The organism is Novosphingobium sp., from assembly GCF_030699305.1.
GTDB lineage: Bacteria > Pseudomonadota > Alphaproteobacteria > Sphingomonadales > Sphingomonadaceae > Novosphingobium.
Map to the genome: position 1 here is coordinate 88,984 of NZ_JAUYNB010000021.1, position 21,174 is coordinate 110,157.

General features: G+C 65.2%; 18 protein-coding genes and 1 riboswitch. Of the genes, 6 read left to right on the forward strand and 12 right to left on the reverse strand.

The window, feature by feature from the left end; genetic code table 11:
- The first annotated feature begins 1 nt into the window (after position 1).
- Both Q8Q53_RS09505 and Q8Q53_RS09510 read left to right on the forward strand, forming a co-directional pair.
- Positions 2 to 1,252, forward strand: a complete 1,251-nt coding sequence (locus Q8Q53_RS09505; protein ID WP_305701531.1) for an acetyl-CoA C-acetyltransferase — start codon at positions 2 to 4, stop codon at positions 1,250 to 1,252.
- A 168-nt stretch (positions 1,253 to 1,420) separates the two neighbouring features.
- Complete coding sequence (locus Q8Q53_RS09510; protein WP_305701532.1) at positions 1,421 to 2,644, forward strand: NAD(P)/FAD-dependent oxidoreductase; 1,224 nt, start codon at positions 1,421 to 1,423, stop codon at positions 2,642 to 2,644.
- On the opposite strand, the gene Q8Q53_RS09515 is transcribed toward Q8Q53_RS09510, so the two are convergent.
- From Q8Q53_RS09515 to Q8Q53_RS09570, 12 genes are all read right to left on the reverse strand, one after another.
- Positions 2,641 to 3,255: a trimeric intracellular cation channel family protein gene (locus tag Q8Q53_RS09515; protein ID WP_305701533.1), complete on the reverse strand. Its 615-nt coding sequence runs from the start codon at positions 3,253 to 3,255 to the stop codon at positions 2,641 to 2,643. The two genes, Q8Q53_RS09510 and Q8Q53_RS09515, sit on opposite strands and share 4 nt — an antisense overlap.
- Positions 3,252 to 3,944 carry a PepSY domain-containing protein gene (locus Q8Q53_RS09520; RefSeq protein ID WP_305701534.1) on the reverse strand — a complete coding sequence of 231 codons (693 nt, stop codon included), beginning with the start codon at positions 3,942 to 3,944 and terminating at the stop codon, positions 3,252 to 3,254. The genes Q8Q53_RS09515 and Q8Q53_RS09520 overlap by 4 nt, the downstream gene beginning before the upstream one ends.
- A gap of 36 nt (positions 3,945 to 3,980) precedes the next feature.
- The gene (locus Q8Q53_RS09525; RefSeq protein ID WP_305701535.1) at positions 3,981 to 4,190 is read right to left on the reverse strand and encodes a hypothetical protein; all 210 of its coding nucleotides are present in this window, start codon (positions 4,188 to 4,190) and stop codon (positions 3,981 to 3,983) included.
- 113 nt (positions 4,191 to 4,303) lie between these two features.
- Positions 4,304 to 5,707 (reverse strand): dihydrolipoyl dehydrogenase, encoded by a 1,404-nt coding sequence (gene lpdA, locus Q8Q53_RS09530; protein ID WP_305701536.1) that lies wholly within the window; start codon positions 5,705 to 5,707, stop codon positions 4,304 to 4,306.
- 12 nt (positions 5,708 to 5,719) lie between these two features.
- A complete protein-coding gene (gene odhB, locus Q8Q53_RS09535; protein WP_305701537.1) occupies positions 5,720 to 6,943 on the reverse strand; it encodes a 2-oxoglutarate dehydrogenase complex dihydrolipoyllysine-residue succinyltransferase in 1,224 nt (407 codons plus the stop codon).
- Between the two features lie 11 nt (positions 6,944 to 6,954).
- Positions 6,955 to 9,792, reverse strand: coding sequence for a 2-oxoglutarate dehydrogenase E1 component (locus Q8Q53_RS09540; RefSeq protein ID WP_305701538.1), 2,838 nt, complete (start codon positions 9,790 to 9,792; stop codon positions 6,955 to 6,957).
- 124 nt (positions 9,793 to 9,916) lie between these two features.
- Positions 9,917 to 10,807: a succinate--CoA ligase subunit alpha gene (gene sucD, locus Q8Q53_RS09545; protein ID WP_305701539.1), complete on the reverse strand. Its 891-nt coding sequence runs from the start codon at positions 10,805 to 10,807 to the stop codon at positions 9,917 to 9,919.
- A 2-nt stretch (positions 10,808 to 10,809) separates the two neighbouring features.
- The gene (locus Q8Q53_RS09550; RefSeq protein ID WP_305701540.1) at positions 10,810 to 11,391 is read right to left on the reverse strand and encodes a hypothetical protein; all 582 of its coding nucleotides are present in this window, start codon (positions 11,389 to 11,391) and stop codon (positions 10,810 to 10,812) included.
- A gap of 9 nt (positions 11,392 to 11,400) precedes the next feature.
- Positions 11,401 to 12,375 (reverse strand): malate dehydrogenase, encoded by a 975-nt coding sequence (gene mdh, locus Q8Q53_RS09555; protein WP_305701541.1) that lies wholly within the window; start codon positions 12,373 to 12,375, stop codon positions 11,401 to 11,403.
- Positions 12,376 to 12,632: 257 nt separating this feature from the next.
- Positions 12,633 to 14,561 (reverse strand): bifunctional diguanylate cyclase/phosphodiesterase, encoded by a 1,929-nt coding sequence (locus tag Q8Q53_RS09560; protein WP_305701542.1) that lies wholly within the window; start codon positions 14,559 to 14,561, stop codon positions 12,633 to 12,635.
- 118 nt (positions 14,562 to 14,679) lie between these two features.
- Positions 14,680 to 14,988, reverse strand: a complete 309-nt coding sequence (locus Q8Q53_RS09565) for a hypothetical protein (RefSeq protein WP_305701543.1) — start codon at positions 14,986 to 14,988, stop codon at positions 14,680 to 14,682.
- Between the two features lie 113 nt (positions 14,989 to 15,101).
- Positions 15,102 to 16,268: a cell wall hydrolase gene (locus Q8Q53_RS09570; RefSeq protein WP_305701544.1), complete on the reverse strand. Its 1,167-nt coding sequence runs from the start codon at positions 16,266 to 16,268 to the stop codon at positions 15,102 to 15,104.
- 152 nt (positions 16,269 to 16,420) lie between these two features.
- Positions 16,421 to 16,606: riboswitch (cobalamin riboswitch) on the forward strand.
- Positions 16,607 to 16,730: 124 nt separating this feature from the next.
- Here Q8Q53_RS09570 and Q8Q53_RS09575 point away from each other — a divergent pair.
- The 4 genes from Q8Q53_RS09575 (at position 16,731) to Q8Q53_RS09590 (ending at position 21,173) form a co-directional block, all read left to right on the forward strand.
- Positions 16,731 to 18,560: a TonB-dependent siderophore receptor gene (locus Q8Q53_RS09575; protein ID WP_305701545.1), complete on the forward strand. Its 1,830-nt coding sequence runs from the start codon at positions 16,731 to 16,733 to the stop codon at positions 18,558 to 18,560.
- A complete protein-coding gene (locus tag Q8Q53_RS09580; RefSeq protein WP_305701546.1) occupies positions 18,554 to 19,384 on the forward strand; it encodes an ABC transporter substrate-binding protein in 831 nt (276 codons plus the stop codon). The genes Q8Q53_RS09575 and Q8Q53_RS09580 overlap by 7 nt, the downstream gene beginning before the upstream one ends.
- A complete protein-coding gene (locus Q8Q53_RS09585) occupies positions 19,381 to 20,343 on the forward strand; it encodes an iron ABC transporter permease (protein ID WP_305701547.1) in 963 nt (320 codons plus the stop codon). Before Q8Q53_RS09580 ends, Q8Q53_RS09585 begins: the two co-directional genes overlap by 4 nt.
- 95 nt (positions 20,344 to 20,438) lie before the next feature.
- Positions 20,439 to 21,173, forward strand: a complete 735-nt coding sequence (locus Q8Q53_RS09590) for an ABC transporter ATP-binding protein (protein ID WP_305701615.1) — start codon at positions 20,439 to 20,441, stop codon at positions 21,171 to 21,173.
- Position 21,174 lies beyond the last annotated feature (1 nt).

Here is a 21,174-nt window from a genome sequence, read left to right on the forward strand (position 1 = left end):
AATGGCCGAAGCTTATATCATTGACGCCTGCCGCACCCCGCGCGGCGTTGGCAAACCCGGCAAGGGCGCGCTTTCGCACCTGCACCCGCAGCATCTGGCCGCGACTGTGCTGAAGGCGCTGAAGGACCGCAACAACCTTGACACCTCGACCGTTGACGACGTGATCTGGTCAACCTCGACCCAGAAGGGCAAGCAGGGCGGCGACCTTGGCCGTATGGCCGCGCTGGCCGCCGGTTATGACATCAGTGCATCGGGCATGACGCTGGACCGCTTCTGCGGCGGTGGCATCACCACGGTCAATCTCGCCACGGCGGCGGTCATGTCGGGCATGGAAGACTGCGTGATCGCAGGCGGCACCGAAATGATGAGCTACACCGCCCAGATCGGCGCCGAAGAAGCGAACGCCGGGCTGAAGCCGCTGGGTATGGGCTCAGGCAACCCCGAACTCGACGCGCTGCACCCGCAATCGCATCAGGGCGTCTGCGGCGATGCGATCGCGGCCATGGAAGGCATCCCGCGCGAGGCCCTCGACGCGCTGGCGCTGGTTTCGCAGGAACGTGCCGACCGCGCGATCCGCGAAGGCCGTTTCGACAAGTCGCTGGTCACGGTCTACAACCCGGACGGCACGGTCGCGCTGGACCGTGAAGAATTTCCGCGCCCCGAAACCACTGCCGAAGGCCTCGCCGGGCTGAAGGCCAGCTTCGATGGCATCGCCGATTTCGATCTGGGCGGCGGGGTAACCTTCCGCAAGCAGATCCAGCGCCGCTATCCTGACCTGACCTGGAAGGGCGTGCATCACGCCGGCAACAGCTCGGGCGTGGTCGATGGCGCGGGCGCTGTGCTGATTGCCAGCAAGGCTTATGCCGACAAGCATGGCCTCAAGCCGCGCGGCCGCGTGGTGGCTTATGTCAACTGCGGAGATGACCCCACGCTGATGCTCAACGCCCCGGTTCCGGCCGCGAAGAAGGTGCTCGAAAAGGCTGGCCTCAAGGTTGAAGACATCGACATCTTCGAAATCAACGAAGCCTTTGCCGTCGTCGCTGAAAAGTTCATCCGCGATCTCGATCTCGATCGGACCAAGGTGAACCCGAATGGCGGCGCGATGGCGCTGGGCCACCCGATCGGCGCGACCGGATCGATGCTGATCGGCACCGCGCTCGATGAACTGGAGCGCACCAATGGTCGTTACGGCCTGATCACGATGTGCGCCGCTGGCGGCATGGCTCCGGCGATCATCATCGAACGGATCTGATCGGACCGACGGCTGTCCTGCCTCCGGGCGGCCTGCAAGATTGCCCCTCCCCCTAGCGGGGAGGGGTTTTCATTTGTTGCGCGCACATGGCTGATTTTGATGCAATTCACCCTTGTCGACTCGCGCCGCTCGGCCTAGGCGAACCGCACTTGTCGAGGGGTTCGAGCGATGCATTATGATGTTCTGATTGTCGGCGCGGGACAGGGCGGGGCAGGGGCCGCGATCCAGCTGCGCCAGCAGGGGTTCGAAGGTTCGGTCGGGATGATCGGACGCGAGCACGAACCGCCGTATGAACGCCCGCCGCTGTCCAAGGAATACATGCTGGGCGACAAGACGTTCGACCGGCTTTACATCCGTCCGCGCGAATTCTGGGCGACCAAGAATATCGACCTGGTCCTGGGCGTCGAAGTGTCGGCGATCGATCCGGCGGCGAAGTCCGTCACGCTGTCCGATGGCCGAAGCTGCACTTATGGCAGCGCAATCTGGGCCACTGGCGGTGATCCGCGCCAACTGACGATTCCGGGTGCGCAACTGCCCGGTGTTCACGGCGTGCGCACCCGCGAGGATGCCGATGCAATCCTGGCCGAACTGACGGACGTGACCCGCGTCGTTGTGATCGGCGGCGGGTACATCGGGCTGGAAGCGGCCGCCGTGCTACGCAAGCTGGGCAAGGACGTGACCCTGCTGGAAGTCCTGCCGCGCGTGCTGGCACGTGTCGCCGGTCCGCAGTTATCCGAATTTTTTGAGGCCGAACACCGCGCCCACGGCGTCGATCTGCGGACCGAAACCGGCGTTGATGAAATCCGGGGCGATACCCGCGTCACCGGCGTGAAGCTGGCTGATGGCAGTGAGATCGCCTGCGAACTGGTGATTGTCGGCATCGGCATTATCCCGGCGGTCGGCGCGCTGCTGGCGGCTGGTGCGGGCGGCGGCAACGGGGTGGATGTTGACGAGTTCTGCCGGACCAGCCTGCCAGACGTTTACGCGATTGGTGACTGCGCTGCCCATGCCAACGGCTTTGCCGAAGGCGCGGTAATCCGGCTCGAATCGGTCCAGAATGCCAACGATCAGGCGGCTGTCGCGGTAAAGTCCATCCTTGGCGATCCGGAGCCTTACAAAGCGACGCCGTGGTTCTGGTCGAACCAGTATGACCTGAAACTGCAAACCGTTGGCCTGTCCGCGGGGCATGACACCGCCGTGCTGCGCGGCGATCCGGCGGCGCGCAGCTTTTCGGTGATCTACCTGAAGCGGGGCAAGCTGATTGCAATCGACGCTGTCAACGCGGTGAAGGACTACGTTCAGGCCCGCAAACTGGTCGAAGAAGGCGCGGTTATCGCTGCCGACGATCTGGCGGACAGCACCCGTCCGCTGAAGGAACTGCCGCGCGCCTAATCGCCCGCGCGTTGATACGCGGGCAAGTGGATACCGAACCGGATCGCCGCGCCGCGCAGGGCAAATCCGGCCAGCGCGGCGACGCTCCACGCGATCTCGCGCGGCAGGCCCAGCACATCGCCGAGTGCGCATAGTCCGGCGCTGAGCGCGGCGGCGGTGACGTAAAGTTCCGGGCGCATCAGGATCGATGGTCGCCCGGCCAGCACATCGCGGATGATCCCGCCGACGCAGCCGGTGATGACTCCCATCAGCACGGCGGGCACCGGGGCAACGTCGAAAGCCAGCGCTTTGGCCGTGCCGAGCACCGCATAGGCCGCCAGCCCCGCCGCATCGGCCCATTCCAGCAGGCTGCCTTCCCACCATTTGCGAGGGGTGAACCATGCGATCAGGGCGACTGTCAGGCAGACCGGGGCAACCCATGGATCGCGCACCCAGAACACCGGCGCGCCGATCAGCAGATCGCGGACCGAGCCGCCGCCCACCCCGGTAATCAGTGCGAAGAACGCCATTGTCACGAACGTCTGCCTGAGCCGCGCCGCCAGCAGCGCACCGGTCAGCGCGAAAACTGCCGTGCCGAGCAGATCAAGCGGGGCGGGAATCGTGGGGATCATGTCCGCGCCTTGCGCCGCCGAAACAGCAATAGCGTGCCCAGCAGGACACTGACCAGTGCCAGCGCGGCACTGACAATCAGCAGCGGGTGACTGGTGTCTTCGCGCTCCACCGGGTCCATGATGTGCAGTCCCCACATGAAATCGAACGCCCGCCACCAGCGGGTCCGCACCGCCTCGATCTCACCGGTATCGCGCCCGACATAGACGTGGGTCTGGTCGGTCAGCGTGACTTGCCAGACGGGCATGGACTTTCGAAAATCGAACGGCACGGCCTTGGCGGGAAAGAACCGAGCCGCGCTGATCCGGTCGCCGCCCTTGATGGCGTAAATGACCGCGCGGCGGGCTTCTGCTTCATCGACAGCGGGTAGCGGGCGGTTGGTGGTCAGGTCGATCCGTGCGGCCGAGCCGTCCGGGTACGTCGCCAGCAGGATCGAACGGCCGCGCTGGTTGATCAGGCGTCCGTCACGCAGCAGGGTTTCTGCGGACGAACCGTTCAGCGTTATGCGCACCGGTTGCGGCGGATGCTCGATCCGCAGGGTCGTGCCGCGAACGACCTCGATCGGGCGGGCGACCATCAGCAACCCGCTGGCAGTCCACAGCAGCAGCGGGATCGCCACCAGCCAGCCCAGCCAGATGTGCCAGCGCGCAAACCGCCGCATGATCGTGCGCATGTCCATCACCGCGTTCATCACAGCCGATTAGCCGTTGCCGTGATGATCAGCAAATCAGTCGTCGTCCCCGACCAGATCGCGCAGCTTGGCCATCAGCGTCTGGATGCGGGTGGCCGCTTCGGTGAAGGTCGCCACATCGGCGCGGTTGTTGTTGCCGCGCGCTTCCTTGGCGGATTCGACATAGCCTTCCATATCGACTTCGAGGGCATCGACGATCATTTCGATTTCGTCGGTGGTCAGCTTGACGGAGATGGGTTTGGTCACGGGATAAGTCCTTGTCGAAAGACGGAATTGGAAAGGCTGGGGCCGCCCGGACGAACCGGACGGCCCCGATAATGATAGGTGGTCGATCGAAAGTCGATCAGATGTGGATCGGCCTAGATGTGGATGGGCTTGCCCTGCACGGCCATCGCGGCTTCCTTGATGGCTTCCGAATGGGTCGGGTGGGCATGGCAGGTATAGGCGATGTCTTCGCTCGTCGCGCCGAATTCCATGGCCTGCGCAACTTGCGCGACCATCGTTCCGGCCAGACTGGCGATCATCCACGCGCCCAGCACGCGGTCGGTCTTCGCATCGGCGATGACCTTCACGAAGCCGTCCGGCTCGCCGTTGGTCTTGGCGCGGCTGTTGGCCATCATCGGGAACTTGCCGACCTTGATCTCGTGGCCCGCTTCGCGCGCAGCTTCCTCGGTCAGGCCGACCCCGGCGAATTCGGGCATGGTATAGACGACGCCTGGGATCACCGCGTGATTGACGATCCCGGTCAACCCGGCGATGTTTTCCGCGACGGCAATGCCCTCGTCCTCGGCCTTGTGGGCCAGCATCGGGCCGGGGATCACGTCACCTACCGCCCAGACGCCGTCCACCTTGGTGGCGAAATCATGGTCGGTTTCGATCTGACCGCGCCCGTTCAGTTCCAGCCCGATGTTTTCCAGGCCCAGCCCGGTCACATTCGGGCGGCGGCCGATGGCCACCAGCACGCAATCCGCTTCGATCGTTTCAGCCGCTCCGCCAGCCGACGGTTCGACCGTCAGCGTCGCGGTCTTGCCCTTGACGGAGACTCCGGTGACCTTGGTCGACAGCTTGAGCGCCATGCCCTGCTTCTTGAAGATCCTGGCGGCTTCCTTGCGGATATCGCCGTCCATGCCGGGCAGCAGCTGGTCGAGGAATTCGACCACGGTGACTTTCGCCCCCAGACGCCGCCAGACCGAGCCGAGTTCCAGCCCGATAACGCCGCCGCCGATCACCACCAGATGGTTCGGCACACGGTCCAGCGCCAGTGCGCCGGTGCTGTCAACGACAATGCCCTTGTCGTTATCGACTTCAACGCCGGGCAGCGGGGTGACCGACGACCCGGTCGCGATCACGATGTCGCGCGCGGTATAGGCCTTGCCGGCCACTTCGACGGTGCCGGCATCCTTGAACGTGGCGTAGCCCTTGATCCAGTCGACCTTGTTCTTCTTGAACAGGTATTCGATCCCGCCGGTCAGCCCTTTTACGGCATCGTCCTTCTCGGCCTGCATCTTGGCGAGATCGAGTTCGACCTTGCCGGTCTTGATCCCGTATTTGGCGAGCGTGCCGCCGGCGGCTTCCTCGAACAGTTCGGAGCCGTGCAGCAGCGCCTTGCTGGGGATGCAGCCAACGTTGAGGCAGGTTCCGCCCAGCGTTTCGCGGGCTTCGACGCAGGCGGTCTTCAGCCCGGCCTGCGCCGCACGGATCGCGCCGACATAACCGCCGGGACCGGCACCGATGAACAGGACGTCGTAATCGTAATCAGCCATGGTTTGCGTCCCTTAAAGGTCGATCAGCAGACGGGTGGGATCTTCGATCGCTTCCTTGATGGTCTTCAGTGCGGTCACTGCTTCACGCCCGTCGATCAGGCGGTGGTCATAGGACAACGCGATGTACATCATCGGCCGGATCACGATCTGGCCGTCGCGCACAACCGGGCGGTCCTCGATCCGGTGCAGGCCCAGCACGGCGCTCTGCGGCGGATTGATGATCGGGGTCGACATCAGGCCGCCGAATACGCCGCCGTTGGAAATGGTGAATGTGCCGCCGGTCATGTCGGCCATCGTCAGCGAGCCGTCCTTGGCGCGCTTGCCGAGGTCTGCAATCGCCTTTTCGATGTCGGCAAAGCCCATCTTGTCGACATTGCGGACCACCGGGACGACCAGCCCATTGGGGGCGGAGACGGCGACCGACAGGTCCACATAGGGGTGATAGACGATCTCATCGCCCTCAATCCGGGCGTTGACCGTCGGAATATCCTTCAGCGCCAGACAGGCAGCCTTGGCGAAGAACGACATGAAGCCGAGCCGCACGCCGTGCTTCTTTTCAAAGCTGTCGCGGAAGGTTTCGCGCGCCTTCATCACCGCCGACATATCGACGTCGTTGAAGGTGGTGAGCAATGCGGCGGTATCCTGCGCATCCTTCAGGCGGCGGGCGATGGTCTGGCGCAGGCGCGTCATCCTGACGCGTTCCTCACCCCGGTCGCCCGAAGCGGCGGCAGCCGGAGCGGCAACGGCGGCGGGGGGCGGGGCGGCGCTCTTGGCCTGAGCGGCGGCGGTTACGTCTTCCTTGGTGATCCGGCCATCCTTGCCGCTGCCCTTGATCGTCGCCGGGTCGATCCCGTGTTCCAGCACCGCGCGGCGCACGGCGGGCGAGAGGACGGCGGCATCGTTGCCAGCGGCCGGAGCGGCCACCGGAGCCGGAGCAGCGGCCGGTGCCGGGGCAGGCGCCGCAGCGGGAGCGGCCGCAGGCGCAGCCGCCGCGCCCGAACCGGCCTCGATCGTGGCGATCACCGCGCCGACAGCCACGTTCTCACCGACTTGTGCGATGTATTGGCCCATCACGCCCGCTGCCGGTGCGCCGACTTCGATGGCAACCTTGTCGGTTTCCAGGCTGGCAATCGGCTCATCGAGCGCGACGGCTTCACCCGGCTTCTTCAGCCATTCGCCGATCGTGGCTTCGGCAACGGATTCGCCCAACGTCGGGACTTTCACTTCGGTGGACATGGTGACTTTCCTCAGGCCTTCTTGCGGCGACGGATTTCGGAGCGGACCGACAGGCCCAGAGCATGGCTGATCAGCGCACCCTGTTCGCTTTCATGGCGCTTGGCCAGCCCCGTGGCGGGCGAGGCGCTGGCGATACGGCCAGCGTAGCGGGCGCGGGCGATCTTGCTGTTGGCGGCGGCGAGCGCTTCTTCGATGAACGGTTCGACGAAGAACCAGCCGCCGTTGTTCTTCGGCTCTTCCTGGCACCACACCACGTCTTCAAGGTTGGGCATGCGCGCCAGGCGCAGCGCCAGCGGCTCTCCGGGGAAGGGATAGAGCTGTTCCAGCCGGATGATCTGCGTATCGTCCAGTTCGGCTGCGTTGCGGGCTTCCATCAGGTCATAGGCGACCTTGCCCGAACACAGCACCACGCGCCTGGTTTTCGCGTCCTGCGCTCCATTGGTGTCCGACAGGATGCGCATGAAGTGCGATTCACCGATGAACTCCGCGCCTTCGCTCTTGGCCAGTGGATGGCGCAGCAGCGACTTGGGGGTCATGATGATCAGCGGCTTGCGGAACGGACGGTGCATCTGCCGGCGCAGCACGTGGAAGTAGTTGGCCGGGGTGGTGATGTTGCAGACTTGGATATTGTCCTGCGCACACAGCTGCAGGAAGCGCTCCAGCCGGGCCGAGGAGTGTTCCGGACCCTGACCCTCAAACCCGTGCGGCAGCAGCATGACCAGCCCGTTCGCGCGCAGCCACTTGGCCTCAGACGCGGCAATATACTGATCGATCATGATCTGCGCGCCGTTGGCGAAATCACCGAACTGCGCTTCCCACAGCACCAACGTCTTGGGGTCGGCGCTGGCATAGCCGTATTCAAAGCCCAGCACGCCGTATTCCGACAGCGGGCTGTCATGCACTTCGAACTTGCCGTGCGGCACGGTGGAGAGCGGGATATACTTGCGTTCATCGGTCTGGTCGACCCACACCGCATGCCGATGGCTGAACGTGCCGCGCCCGGAATCCTGGCCCGACAGGCGGACATTGTAGCCTTCGCTGCACAAGCTGCCATAGGCCAGCGCCTCACCGGTCGCCCAGTCAAACCCCTTGCCGTTGGCGAACATCTCGCGCTTGGCGTCCAGCACGCGGGCCAGCGTCTTGTGGACGGTCAGCCCTTCCGGGATCGTGGTGAGCGTGCGGCCCAGACTTTCGAACAGCTTGCCCTCGATGCCGGTCGGCACGTTGCGGCGCGCGGTTTCGGGATCGGCCGGGGCGTGCAGCCCGGTCCAGCGTCCGGCAAACCAGTCAGCCTGGTTGGGCTTGTAGCTTTTCGCGGCCTCGAACTCGTCTTCCAGCGTGGCGACGAACTGGGTTTCCACTTCGGTCGCATAGCCAGCCTCGATCACGCTGTCGCGGACCAGCCGGTCGGAATAGATCTTGCTGACGCCCGGATGCTGGCGGATCTTGGCGTACATCAGCGGCTGGGTGAAGCCAGGTTCATCACCCTCGTTATGGCCGAACCGGCGATAGCACCACATGTCGACCACGATGTCGCGGCCGAACGTCTGGCGATAGTCGATCGCCAGCTTGCACGCGAACGTCACTGCTTCGGGATCATCGCCGTTGACGTGGATGATCGGTGCCTGCACGCCCTTGGCCACGTCGGACGGATAGGGCGAGCCACGCGAAAATTGCGGGCTGGTGGTGAAGCCGATCTGGTTGTTGATGATGAAGTGGATGCAGCCGCCGGTGTTGTAGCCCTTCACGCCGGAAAAGCCGAAGCATTCCCAGACGATCCCCTGGCCCGCGAACGCGGCGTCGCCGTGGATCAGCACCGGCAGCACCTGCTTGTGCTTGCCCTTGCCGATATCGTCACGGAACACCTGATTGGCGCGGACTTTGCCCAGCACCACCGGATCGACCGTTTCCAGGTGCGACGGGTTTGGCACCAGGCTCATGTGGACCTTGATGCCGTTAAATTCACGGTCCGCCGAAGTGCCGAGGTGATACTTCACATCGCCCGATCCGCTGACGTCTTCCGGATTGGCGGTGCCACCCGAAAATTCGTGGAAGATCACACGATAGGGTTTGGCCAGCACGTTGGCGAGCACGTTCAGGCGGCCGCGGTGGGCCATCCCGTAAACGATTTCGCGCACGCCCAGCTGGCCGCCATACTTGATCACGGCTTCCAGCGCCGGGATCATCGATTCCCCGCCATCCAGGCCGAACCGCTTGGTGCCGACGTACTTGCGGCCCAGGAACTTTTCATATTGTTCGCCACGGATCACGGCGGCCAGAATGGCCTTCTTGCCTTCCGGGGTGAAATCGATGTGCTTGTCGCCGCCTTCGATCCGGTCCTGCAGGAAGCGGCGTTCCTCCACGTCCGAAATGTGCATGTATTCCAGGCCGACCTTGCCGCAATAGTTCGCGCGCAGGATCGCCACCAGTTCGCGCACCGTGGCCCAGTGCAGGCCCAGCGTGCCGCCCAGATAGACCTTGCGGTCCAACGCCGCGCCGACGAAACCGTGGTATTCGGGCGAAAGGTCCGCCGGCAGGTCCTGCCGGGCGAGGCCCAGCGGATCGAGATCAGCCGCCAGATGCCCGCGCACGCGATAGGTGCGGATCAGCATCATCGCCCGGATCGAATCCGCCGCCGCTTCTTCGATCGCACGGCCATCGGGGGCAGCGCCGCCCTTGGTCGCGGCCTTGATCGCGGCCTGCATGGCGGTGGGGTCCATCGCCTGGGTCAGGTCATCCTCAAACCCGCCGCCGACCGCAGGCCAGTTGCCGCGCGCCCAGCTGGGGCCGGGTTGCTGGCCAGACTCGAGGGGATCGTCGGGGAGGAAATCGTGGCTTTCATTGCCCATCGGAACTGACCCTTCCGGGGCGGCCGCTGGCCGCCCGTTGCTTGCACTGACTTCAGGGGCAGTCCGCACCTGGGGAGGACGCGTCTATGCCCGTAACTTGCTGAACCGCGGCTTAGGAGCTGGCTCAGGCCAGTTCCTTAAGCACCTCGGCCAGCGTTTCACCCAGCAGCGACGGTGAGGGGCTGACGCGGATGCCCGCTTCTTCCATCGCCGCGATCTTGTCGTCCGCGCCGCCCTGACCGCCGGAGACGATCGCGCCAGCGTGGCCCATGCGGCGGCCCGGAGGTGCCGTGCGGCCCGCAATGAAGCCGACCATCGGCTTCTTGCGCCCGCGCTTGGCTTCGTCCTTCAGGAACTGCGCGGCTTCTTCTTCGGCGCTGCCGCCGATTTCGCCGATCATGATGATCGACTTGGTTTCATCGTCCGCCAGGAACAGTTCCAGTACGTCGATGAAGTTGGTGCCGTTGACCGGATCGCCGCCGATGCCGACCGCGGTGGTCTGGCCGAGGCCGATCTGGGTGGTCTGGAACACGGCTTCATAGGTCAGCGTGCCCGAGCGGCTGACAACGCCGACGCTGCCCTGCTTGAAGATCGAACCCGGCATGATGCCGATCTTGCATTCGTTCGGCGTCAGCACGCCGGGGCAGTTCGGGCCGATCAGGCGGCTCTTGCTGCCTTGCAGCGCGCGCTTCACCTTGACCATGTCGAGCACCGGGATGCCTTCGGTAATGCAGACGATCAGTTCCATTTCAGCGTCGATCGCTTCCAGGATGGCGTCAGCCGCACCCGGAGGCGGCACGTAGATGCACGATGCGGTCGCGCCGGTCGCGGCCTTGGCTTCGGCGACGGTGTCGAACTGCGGCAGGCCGATGTGGGTGATCCCGCCCTTGCCGGGGGTAACGCCGGCCACCATCTGCGTGCCGTAATCGAGCGCCGACTGGGTGTGGAATTCACCGGTCTTGCCGGTCATCCCTTGCGTGATGACCTTGGTATGCTTGTTGACGAGAATCGACATGTTCAGAATCCTCCGATGGCTTGCGCCGTAAGTACCAGGCCCTTGAGGCCGAATTTTTGCGAAACCGGGTCAGTCCCGGTCAGATAACTGACTTCCACGCTGTGGCCTGATTTCCAGCCCGGTTCCCACAAGTGCCTGGCATTGCCATCGGGCAGGGGAACCGTGCCGGTGTTGGGCTTGCCCATCAGCGCGACCAGCGTTTCGAGCGGGAGCGGGGCGGCCGCCGCAAAGTCATAGACCCGGCAGCCATTGCCCCAGTACCCGCTCTTGTCTTCATAGCGTGAGGCGACGAGCCAGAGCGTGCGCCCGCCCACGTCCTTGCGGAACTGGGTGCCATAGACTTTGGCGTCCGGCTCATCTTTGAGCAAGGCTTCACGTCCGCCGCGCACCAGCGAAGCCAGGTTGGGGTGGGCGTCTTCCGCCACTTCCTGCCACTGTGCCTTGCGCGCGGCTTTCGCCACCCGGTCCAGCTTGCGGACCTGGCTGCACGGCGCCTTGAACGCGGCAAACAGCGCCTTGTCCTCGGCTGAGGGCAAGGGCGCTGTTGCGGCTGCGGTGGCAGCAAGCAGAGTGAAGATCGCCACAGGTGTCAATCAGCCCAGCGAGGGGTCGATGCCCTTGCAGGCCACCAGCAGTTCCTTGACCGCATCGACCGAGACCTGAAGGCCAGCCTTGTCGGCGTCGTCCAGTTCGATTTCGATCACCTGTTCCACGCCGCCCGCACCGATCATCACCGGCACGCCGACATACAGCCCGTCCAGGCCATACTGGCCGTTCACATAGGCTGCGCACGGCAGGATGCGCTTCTGATCATTGAGATAGGCTTCGGCCATTGCGATGCCCGATGCAGCAGGCGCATAGAAAGCCGAACCGGTGCCCAGCAGGGCAACGATTTCACCGCCGCCGCCGCGAGTCCGCTTGACGATCGCGTCGATCGTTTCCTGGCTCGACAGGCCCATCTTGACAAGGTCGGGCACGGGGATGCCGTTGACGGTGGAATAGCGCACGACCGGGACCATGGTGTCGCCGTGGCCGCCCAGCACGAAGGTGTTCACATCGCGCACCGACACCTGGAATTCATCGGCGATGAAGTGGCTGAAGCGCGCCGAATCCAGCACGCCGGCCATGCCGACGACCTTGTTGTGCGGCAGGCCCGAAAATTCGCGCAACGCCCAGACCATCGCATCGAGCGGGTTGGTGATGCAGATCACGAACGCGTCGGGGGCGTTGTTCCTGATGCCTTCGCCGACCGACTTCATCACTTTCAGGTTGATGCCCAGCAGGTCATCGCGGCTCATCCCCGGCTTGCGGGCGACCCCGGCGGTGACGATGATCACGTCGGCGCCAGCGATGTCGGCATAGTCGTTCGAACCGGTGATCTTTGCGTCGAAGCCTTCGACCGGGCCGCACTGCGACAGATCCAGCGCCTTGCCCTGCGGCACGCCTTCCATGATGTCGAACAGGACAATGTCGCCCAGTTCCTTTTGTGCGGCAAGGTGAGCAAGCGTGCCACCGATGTTGCCTGCACCGATAAGGGCAATCTTCTTGCGCGAAGTGGTCTTGGCCATAATCCGACGATGTCCTTCCCTGAATGCGGGATCACGTCTGGCAAAACGACCGGCCCATACCATCCCGCTGGAATCCGGGCCAACCGGCGAATGAAAGTCGCCCTAAGCCCCTGCCGGAGCGATTGCAACCCGGTAAAAACCCCCTCGGTCAACTATTTTCTGATAACAGTTCGCAATCGCAATTGAGGCTGCGTGGCGCTGTTCTCACCAGCCGGGAACAGCAGGGACGCGCCTTGCCGTAGCGGTAAGCAATTTCGCTAGCCTGCCGCGCGCTGCGGCCCGTCGAGCTGTTCGCGTTCGCGCGCCAGCAGCATTCCCGCCAGATAGTCCGGCACCGCGCGGCTGAAGTAATAGCCCTGGCCAAGCGTGCACCCGGCAGCCTGCACAGCCTGCACCTGCTCGATCGTTTCCAGCCCTTCGGCCACGATCTGCATGTCCAGCGTGGAAGCCATGCCCGATACCGCCCGGATGATCGCATCGCTCTTCTTGCCGACGTTGACGCCCGACACGAAGCTGCGATCGACCTTGATCTTCCCGAACGGATACTTGTTGAGATAGCCCAGCGATGAATAGCCGGTGCCGAAATCGTCCAGCGCGAAGCGCACGCCTGCGGCGGACAGTTCGGCCATGAAGTCCTCGGTCTGCTTGGAATGGTCAAGCAGCACCGTTTCGGTGATTTCCAGTTCCAGCCGGTGCGGGGGCAGGCGTGCTTCGCGCAGCGCGTTGAGAATGCCCAGCGCCGCGCCGGGTGCCTTGATCTGAAGCGGTGAGAGGTTGACCGCGACCGTCACATCGTCTGGCCACTGCGCCGCGGCGCGGGCCGCCTGCGTGGTGATCCAGTTGCCCAGCGTGATGATTGCGCCGGTTTCCTCGGCCACGGGGATGAACTCGTCAGGCCGCAGTTCGCCCTTGATCGGATGGAACCAGCGCACCAGTGCCTCGAACGCGCGAATCCGGCCGGTGGCCAGTTCAATGATCGGTTGGAAAAAGATCGACAGTTCGTCGCGTTGCAGGGCCAGGCGCAGTTCCGCCTCGATCTCGCGCCGACGCACGAGGTTGCGCGACATCGACGGATCGTAGAAGCTGACCTGGTTCCGACCGTTGACCTTGGCGTGATAGAGCGCCAGATCGGCGCCCTGAAACAGGGTTTCCAGGTCTTCGCCATCGTCGGGTTGCAGGGCAATGCCCATCGAGCAGCCGATTTCCAGCCGGTCATCGTCGATCCGGATCGGCCGGGTCACTTCGGCCAGCACGGCCAGTGCAATGGTTTCAGCCTCGCGCCGGTCACGCACATCGCAGGCGACAATGAATTCGTCCCCGCCAAACCGGCCGATGACGGCATCGGGCTTGGCCTGCGCGCGCAGCCGTTGCCCGACTTCGGACAGCACCCGGTCGCCGACCTGGTGGCCCAGCGCGTCATTGATGTCCTTGAACTTGTCGAGGTCCAGCCAGAACAGCGCCAGGCTGGGCAAGGCCCGGCGGCGTGACATATACTCGACCAGATAGTGGTTCAGGCCGGCGCGATTGTGGAGGCCGGTGACAACATCGGTGCGAGCCAGATGTTGCATCTTTTCCGCCAGCCGCGCGCTGGTATCTGCCGCCGCGACAGAATCGCGCAAGGTATGGAACACTTTGAGCGTGATCGAGATCATCCCCACCCACAGCAACACGATCGCGACGGCAAGGGCTTGTTGGGCCAGTTCGCCACCCGACCACAACGCCAGGTTGATCGGCGTGAAGATCAGCAGCATCTGAACGATCGAAATCGTCGGACGGCCAGCGTTGCGGGCCGCAATTCCGGTGCCGTAGCCAATGGCATAGCCGACCATCAGCAACTGTGCGGTTGCGGGCAACTGATACCACACGGTCATTGCTCCGAACACGCCCAGCACGGCCGAATAGGTGAACGCGCCCAGCTCGTAGAGCAGTTCCATCCGGCGCGCGTCGCGATTGCGCAGGCGCGGCAGCATCACCGCCATCGCGATCCGCGCTACGGCAACCGCACTGAGCAGCACCGCGACTTCAAGAAAGATCTGATCGGGGGAATAGCTGGCGGCAACCAGGCTGCATAGCACGCCGGTGATGGCACCGATCGCCAGGTTGGCGGGCTGCATATACAGCGTGTCGACCAGAGTCTTCCTGACCCGGTCGTCCAGCGCATTGGTGCGCAGCAGCACCCGCAACATGGTTCGCCAACGTTTGATAGCGCGCTCCGTTTCCTGACCATTCGGCTCTAGCGGCAGCAGGTCACTGAATGGTTAATGCAGTGCTTACTTTAATACGCAGGCGCAGCAGTGGTCGTGGTCAGCGCGGACCAGCCTCGGTCCGGGCATGGCAGGCGATGGCCATGCGGCGATCGAGCGCCCGGCAGATTTCCAGCCAGTGGCGATAGGATTGGCGATCCCCGGCGAAGAATGCCCGTTCCGCATTCTGGCGCGCCACCTCTGCCGCGCGCAGACCATGGCGGGCGAAGTGTTTCAGTGCATCGCGCAGCAGCACGTCGTGGGTTTCTGCAGCGTTGTCGTTCGCAGCCAGGGCGGGCAGATCAGCGCAGGCAACCGGCTTTACAAAGGCGGCAGAGGTGGCGGTGGCTGACGCAAAACGGATGGTCATGGAAATCGCCCTGAGATTGTTATCTGGACGGAATTCCTAGGGCCAAAGCGGTTAGCAGTTGGTGAGAACCTATGGTTGCCGGGATTTAACCTTGTTCGGAAACAGGCCGAAAATCAGGTGCCTGGCTGGCTGATCCAGCGTCCTGAATTCTGGTATTCGGGGCGCACCTGATTGTTTTCCGGCAACTTTTCACCGCGATAGATCGCATCGCCGCCGCGGCTTTGCACTTCGGCGGAATAAGCCGGAGCGGGCGCTGGACGCGCCGGGGTGAGGCCGCTTCCCGCCGCTGGGGTCAGCGCGCCGCCCTGGGCGCTCTTCAATCCGGCTTCATAAGCCTTTTGCACGGCCAGCGGATCGAGCGTGGGATCGGGCTGCTTGTCGGCGGCGGCGCTGCGGGGATGCGGCGCGGGCAGCGGCTCGCCCCCGCCATAGGCAAAGCGGAACGCGCCCGGCTGTCCGGCCGCGCCATTGAAACGGTAGAACCGGTGCGCGCCAATCGTGGTGATATGCGTCAGCGACGGCGCCCAATAGGGGTGGATCGCGATGGTGTGGTAATGCGTCGCCAGCCCCACGCTGCGCTCGACATAGCCGGACAGCGCGGCGCGCGCGGTGTCCATCGCCCGCAGCCAGAACATCCGCCCCGGTTTGCGTGCAAGGGCGCCGTCACAGGTGAAACTGAACTGGCAGCCCGTCACGCGTTCCGACCCCTGATAGACCACACCGCAGACGGTATTGGGATAACTGGGATGGGCCACCCGGTTCAGCACGACCTGGGCGACCGCGCGCTGGCCCTGATCGGATTCGCTGGCCGCTTCAAAATAGATCGCGGCGGTCAGGCATTCGAGCGCGCGGGTCCGGTCAATCCCGGAGTTATCAACCCGCAAGGCGCGGGCGATGGCCCCCGCGATGGGATCGGTGGCGGGGCCTGCATCGGACGTGATCCCGTCACCCAGCTGCGGCAGCGGTTCTTCCGGGGCAAGGTAATAGAATGCAGAACCGGGAAAGCTCTCGCCCGATTTCTCGAACGGCATCGGCTCGACCGTGATCGTGCTTGATCCGGCATTGCCGATGCTGAAGCTGGCCCACTGATCCGGCGCGGCCAGCGCGGGAACAGCGATCGCCGCCAGCAGCACGAGCGCCCGCCGCCCCAGATGCCGCCGCCGCATCCGCATCCCCAGCGTGCGCGCCCGCGACCGGCCCAGCCGCGCGGCGAAATCGCGCGGGCGGGTTTCCAGGGGCAGGGCGAGGGCGTGGATCATCGGGACTTTCGGTTGCGGCACTACGCGGCCTGGCGCGTAACCCGCTTTGGCCGTGCGCGCATCCGCGTTGTCTGCGCCGTGCCGTTGCGGGACAGCTATGCCTCTATCCGTTAAGCGGTTAAGAAATCGCGCCATTCCGGCATGGACTTGCGCAGCCCGGTGACCGGGACTAAAGGCTGCCTCACGTCATGGGTTGTCTGCGCAAGCAGGCCTAAGAGGGAAGCGGGTGGAATACCCGCGCTGCCCCCGCAACTGTGACCGGGGAGCGAACCGCCAATTTCGCCACTGGGTAACCGGGAAGGCAGGCGGCCAGCGTTGATCCGGGAGCCAGGAGACCTGCCGATGACGGTCGTTCCGCGCCGGGCGGGGTGTACCGGAATGCAGCGTGATCCCGCGAATTCGTGCGGGGTCGCTCGCCATGAACGGCATTCGTTCATGACGGGAGTATTGCGTTTGAAATATCTGTTTTTGCTGGGTTGTTCAATGTTGTCCACCGCTCCGGCGCTGGCGCAGGATAGTGTTGCCGATGAAGCGGCGGGTGATCCGATCATCCTCTATCACCCCTACCGCGATACTTACATCACGGTGCTCGCCACGGGTCACGCCGAACCGATCGTGCGGTCCGGACAGTCGATCAGCGTCGTCGGCGCGGATGAAATCGAGGCAGTGCAGGGGCCAGACCTGACCCGCGTGCTGGAACGCCTGCCCGGCGTCACCACCGCGCGCAGCGGCGGCCTCGGCAGCCAGACCAGCTTGTTCGTGCGCGGGGCCAATTCGCAGCAATTGCTGGTCACTATCGACGGCGTGCGGATGGCCGATGTCGCCGCGCCCAGCGGCGGGTTCGATCTTGGGACGCTGCTGACCGGTGGGATCGCCAAGCTGGAACTGCTGCGCGGATCGAACAGCGTGGCCTGGGGTTCAGACGCGATGGGCGGGGTGCTGGCGGTAACCAGCAAGACGCCGGGTGGCCTCGCCGGATCGCTGGAATATGGCGCGAACGATACCCTGACCGCCGGGGCCGAAGCGGGCCTTGCGGGTGATGGCTACAGCCTTGGGGTGAGCGGCGGTTACACCCGCACCGATGGCATTTCGGCCTATGCCGCCGGGACGGAGCCGGACGGGTTCCGCCAGTGGCACGGCACGGTGAATGGTGAGGCCGAACTGGCATCGAACCTGTCGCTTCGAGCGGTCGCACGCTATGCCGACAGCACGGTCGATTTCGATGGCTACCCAGCGCCGAACTATACCTTTGCCGACACACCCGAATACCAGAACACCCGGCAGGGATCGGGTCGGGTGGGGCTGGATTACAATGGTGACGGGCTGAATCTGGCCGCAGGGCTTGCGCTGTCGGATACGCGCCGGGCCTACTTCGATCCGACCTATGGCACAGCGCCGAACTTTGAAACGCAGGGCCGCAGCTGGCGGGCGGATATGAAGGGCCGGGCTGACCTGACCGACGCTTTCGTGCTCGATTTTGGGGCGGACAGCGAATGGACGCGGTTCTCGACTACTTATGATGCGCAGCAGGACGCGCGGCTGAGCAGCGGCCATGCGCTGCTGGGCTATCACGGCGGCAGCGTCCACCTGACTGGCGGGGTGCGGCTGGATGACCATGACCGGTTCGGTTCGCATTGGACCTTCGGGGCAAACGGTGCCGTCGAACTGGCGGGCGATCTGCGGCTGCGGGCCAGCTTTGGCGAGGGCTTCAAAGCGCCGACGCTGTATCAGCTTTATGGATACGGCGGGAACGTAGCGCTGCGGCCCGAAACATCGACCGCGTTCGACGCCGGGGTCGAGCTGGGCGACCGGGGTGGTTACCGCCACTTCGCCGTTACACTGTTCCGCCGCGACAGCCGCAACCTGATCGATTACGTCTGGCCGACCGGCTATTTCAACACCGCCCGCGCCCGCGCCGAAGGGGTTGAAGCCGAACTGACCGGTGAACTGACCGAGGGGCTGCGGGGCTATGCCAGCTACAGCTATACCAAGTCCGTCAACCGCCAGACCGGCAAGGATCTGGCCCGCCGTCCGCGCCATGCGTTCAGCACGGGGCTGGAATGGACCACGCCGCTGCACGATCTGGCCGTGGGCGCGGATTTGCGGGTGCTGTCCAGCAGCTTTGACGATGCCGGCAATTTCACCCGGCTCGGCGGCTTTGCGCTGGTCACGCTGCGGGCCAGCCTGCCGGTGACGGAAACGGTGGAACTCTATGGCCGGGTAGAGAATCTGGGCAACAAGCAGTATCAGACCGTCGCCGGTTACGGCACCTATGGCCGCTCTGCCTTCGCCGGGATCAGGGCGCGGTGGTAAGGCGCCTGACGCCGCTTATCGCGCTGGCGCTGGGGGCTTGTACCTCTGCCCCGGCGCGAGAGGCGGCGTCGCCGCTGCCCCGGATCGTCAGCCTGAACCCGTGTACTGACGCGATTCTGGCCGAAGTGGCCGATCCGGCGCAAGTGCTGGCGCTCTCCAGCTATAGCAGCGATCCGGCATCGAGTTCGATGGACGTCGCGCTGGCCCGGCGGTTCCGCGCCGTGGGCGGCACGGTCGAGGAAGTCGCGGCGCTGCGGCCGGATGTCGTGCTGTCGGGAAATTTCATCGCCCCGGCCACGCGCGGCGCGCTCGAACGGCTCGGCGCGCGGCTGGAATTGCTCCCGATTGCCACCACCGTGGCCGATAGCCGCGCGCAAGTGCGCCAGATCGCCGCGCTGGCGGGCCATCCGGCGCGCGGCGAGGCGCTGGTGGCGCGGATCGATACGGCACTGCTGGCGGCGCGGCCCGCTGCCGGCCAGCCGATCCCGGCGCTGGTTTGGCAATCGGGCGGGATGGTGCCGGGGCCGCAGACCCTGATCGCGGACTTGCTCACCCGCACCGGCTTCACCAATGCCGCCGCCGCGCGCGGGCTGGGGCAGGCAGACCTGTTGCCGCTGGAACAAGTGCTGACCGATCCGCCGCGCGTGATCCTGACCGCCGGGAACCTCCACGGCAACGAAGACCGACTGTTGCGCCATCCCGCACTCGATGCGCTGGCCGGAAAAACCGCGCGGGCGCGACTGGACGGCAACTTGCTGTGGTGCGGTGGGCCGACGATCATCCACGCGGCAAAGCGGCTGGCCGAAGTGCGGCGCACGCTATGACCCGGCTGAACACGCTCCTGCTGCTGGCATTGGCCGTCACGGTGCCGCTGTCGTTGCTGGCAGGCCGGGTGTGGATCGATCCGTTCGATCCCGCGCTCCCCAACGCTGCCGTGATCTTTGCCGAACTGCGCCTGCCGCGCGCGGTGCTGGCGCTGCTGCTCGGCGCGGGGCTGGGCGCGGCGGGGGCGACGATGCAGGGCTATTTGCGCAACCCGCTGGCTGACCCCGGCCTGTTTGGGATTGCGCCGGGCGCGGCGCTGGGCGCGGTGCTCAGCTTCTGGACCGGCTGGGCAGCGAGTGGCTGGGCGCTGCCGCTGTTTGCACTGATCGGAGCCGCTGGCGCGATGGCACTGCTCGGCGCGATTGCCGGGCGAGGCGGCGGCGTGCTGCTGTTCACGCTGGCGGGCATGATGATCGCCAGTCTGGCCGGCGCGTTGATGAGCCTGGCAATCAGCCTGTCGCCCACGCCGTTTGCGATGAGCGAGATCGTTACCTGGCTGATGGGCGCGCTGGTCGATCGCGGCTGGGCCGATGTGTGGATCGCCGCGCCGCTGACGCTGTTGGGGCTTGCAGTATTGCTGCGGGCCGGGCGCAGTCTCGATGCCCTGACGCTGGGCGAAGTCGCCGCGCGTTCGCTGGGGATCGATCCGCGCCGCCTGCAACTGTTGATGATCGCGGGCGTCGGGCTGACCGTGGGCGCAGGCGTTGCGGTCGCGGGAATCATCGGGTTTGTCGGCCTGATGGTGCCGCATTTCGTCCGCCCCTTCACGGATCGCCGCCCGTCCAGCCTGATCGTGCCGAGTGCGCTGGCGGGGGCGCTGTTGCTGCTGGTGGCGGATTGCCTGTGCCGGGTGCTGCCGCTGGCGGGCGGCGAATTGCGGCTGGGCATCGCGCTCTCGCTGCTGGGCGCACCGTTTTTCCTGCACTTGTTGCTGCGGTTGCGGCGGGAACTGGCGTGATCAAACAATCCAACCCCACGCCATCCGTTCGTGTCGAGCGTAGTCGAGAGACGGGTGCGCGACGTGTCTCGACTACGCTCGACACGAACGGCGGTTTGGAATGTGCCGGGGTCGTGCTGAAGGCGCGGCTTGCGGATGTGACCGCCAGCCTGAAGCCCGGCGAAGTTACCGCGATTTGCGGGCCGAACGGAGCGGGGAAGTCATCGCTGCTGGCCGTGCTGGCGGGGCTGCTGGCGTCCGATAGCGGTGCGGTTTCGCTGGATGGTCAGCCGCTGAACCAGCTGCCCGCACCGAAGCGCGCGCAGGCCATCGGGTTTCTGCCGCAAAGCGCCGAAGTGGCATGGGACATCTCGGTTGAAACGCTGGCCGCGCTGGGCCGCCTGCCGTGGCGCACCAGCGCTGCGGAGGATGCGGCGGCGGTGCAGGGCGCATTGGCGGCGCTGCAACTGGAATCGCTGCGTGACCGCCCGGTATCGCAGTTATCCGGCGGCGAACGCGCCCGCGCGCTGCTTGCACGGGTATTGGCGGGCGAGCCGCGCTGGCTGCTGGCGGATGAACCGCTGGCCAACCTTGACCTTGCGCACCAGCTGGCGCTGCTCGCGCGGCTGCGCGAACTGGCGCGCCGGCGCGGGCTGGGGGTGGTGCTGGTGCTGCACGATCTGGCGCAGGCGATGAACCATGCTGACCGTGTGCTGGTGCTCGATCTTGGCGCGGTGGTGGCCGACGGTCCGCCCGAAATGGTGCTGACGGCCGACCTGATCAGCGTGGTGTGGGGCGTACCCGCGCGCTGGCTGGGAGAGCCGGGCGCGCGGGCATTGCTTCCCGGCTGAG

Coding starts and splice junctions, on each gene's coding strand:
- sucD (WP_305701539.1), bottom strand. CDS start 10,807: ATGTCGATTCTCGTCAACAAGCATACCAAGGTCATCACGCAAGGGATG.
- mdh (WP_305701541.1), bottom strand. CDS start 12,375: ATGGCCAAGACCACTTCGCGCAAGAAGATTGCCCTTATCGGTGCAGGC.
- odhB (WP_305701537.1), bottom strand. CDS start 6,943: ATGTCCACCGAAGTGAAAGTCCCGACGTTGGGCGAATCCGTTGCCGAA.
- Q8Q53_RS09565 (WP_305701543.1), bottom strand. CDS start 14,988: ATGACCATCCGTTTTGCGTCAGCCACCGCCACCTCTGCCGCCTTTGTA.
- Q8Q53_RS09505 (WP_305701531.1), top strand. CDS start 2: ATGGCCGAAGCTTATATCATTGACGCCTGCCGCACCCCGCGCGGCGTT.
- Q8Q53_RS09540 (WP_305701538.1), bottom strand. CDS start 9,792: ATGGGCAATGAAAGCCACGATTTCCTCCCCGACGATCCCCTCGAGTCT.
- Q8Q53_RS09575 (WP_305701545.1), top strand. CDS start 16,731: ATGTTGTCCACCGCTCCGGCGCTGGCGCAGGATAGTGTTGCCGATGAA.
- Q8Q53_RS09560 (WP_305701542.1), bottom strand. CDS start 14,561: ATGTTGCGGGTGCTGCTGCGCACCAATGCGCTGGACGACCGGGTCAGG.
- Q8Q53_RS09520 (WP_305701534.1), bottom strand. CDS start 3,944: ATGAACGCGGTGATGGACATGCGCACGATCATGCGGCGGTTTGCGCGC.
- lpdA (WP_305701536.1), bottom strand. CDS start 5,707: ATGGCTGATTACGATTACGACGTCCTGTTCATCGGTGCCGGTCCCGGC.
- Q8Q53_RS09510 (WP_305701532.1), top strand. CDS start 1,421: ATGCATTATGATGTTCTGATTGTCGGCGCGGGACAGGGCGGGGCAGGG.
- Q8Q53_RS09515 (WP_305701533.1), bottom strand. CDS start 3,255: ATGATCCCCACGATTCCCGCCCCGCTTGATCTGCTCGGCACGGCAGTT.
- Q8Q53_RS09585 (WP_305701547.1), top strand. CDS start 19,381: ATGACCCGGCTGAACACGCTCCTGCTGCTGGCATTGGCCGTCACGGTG.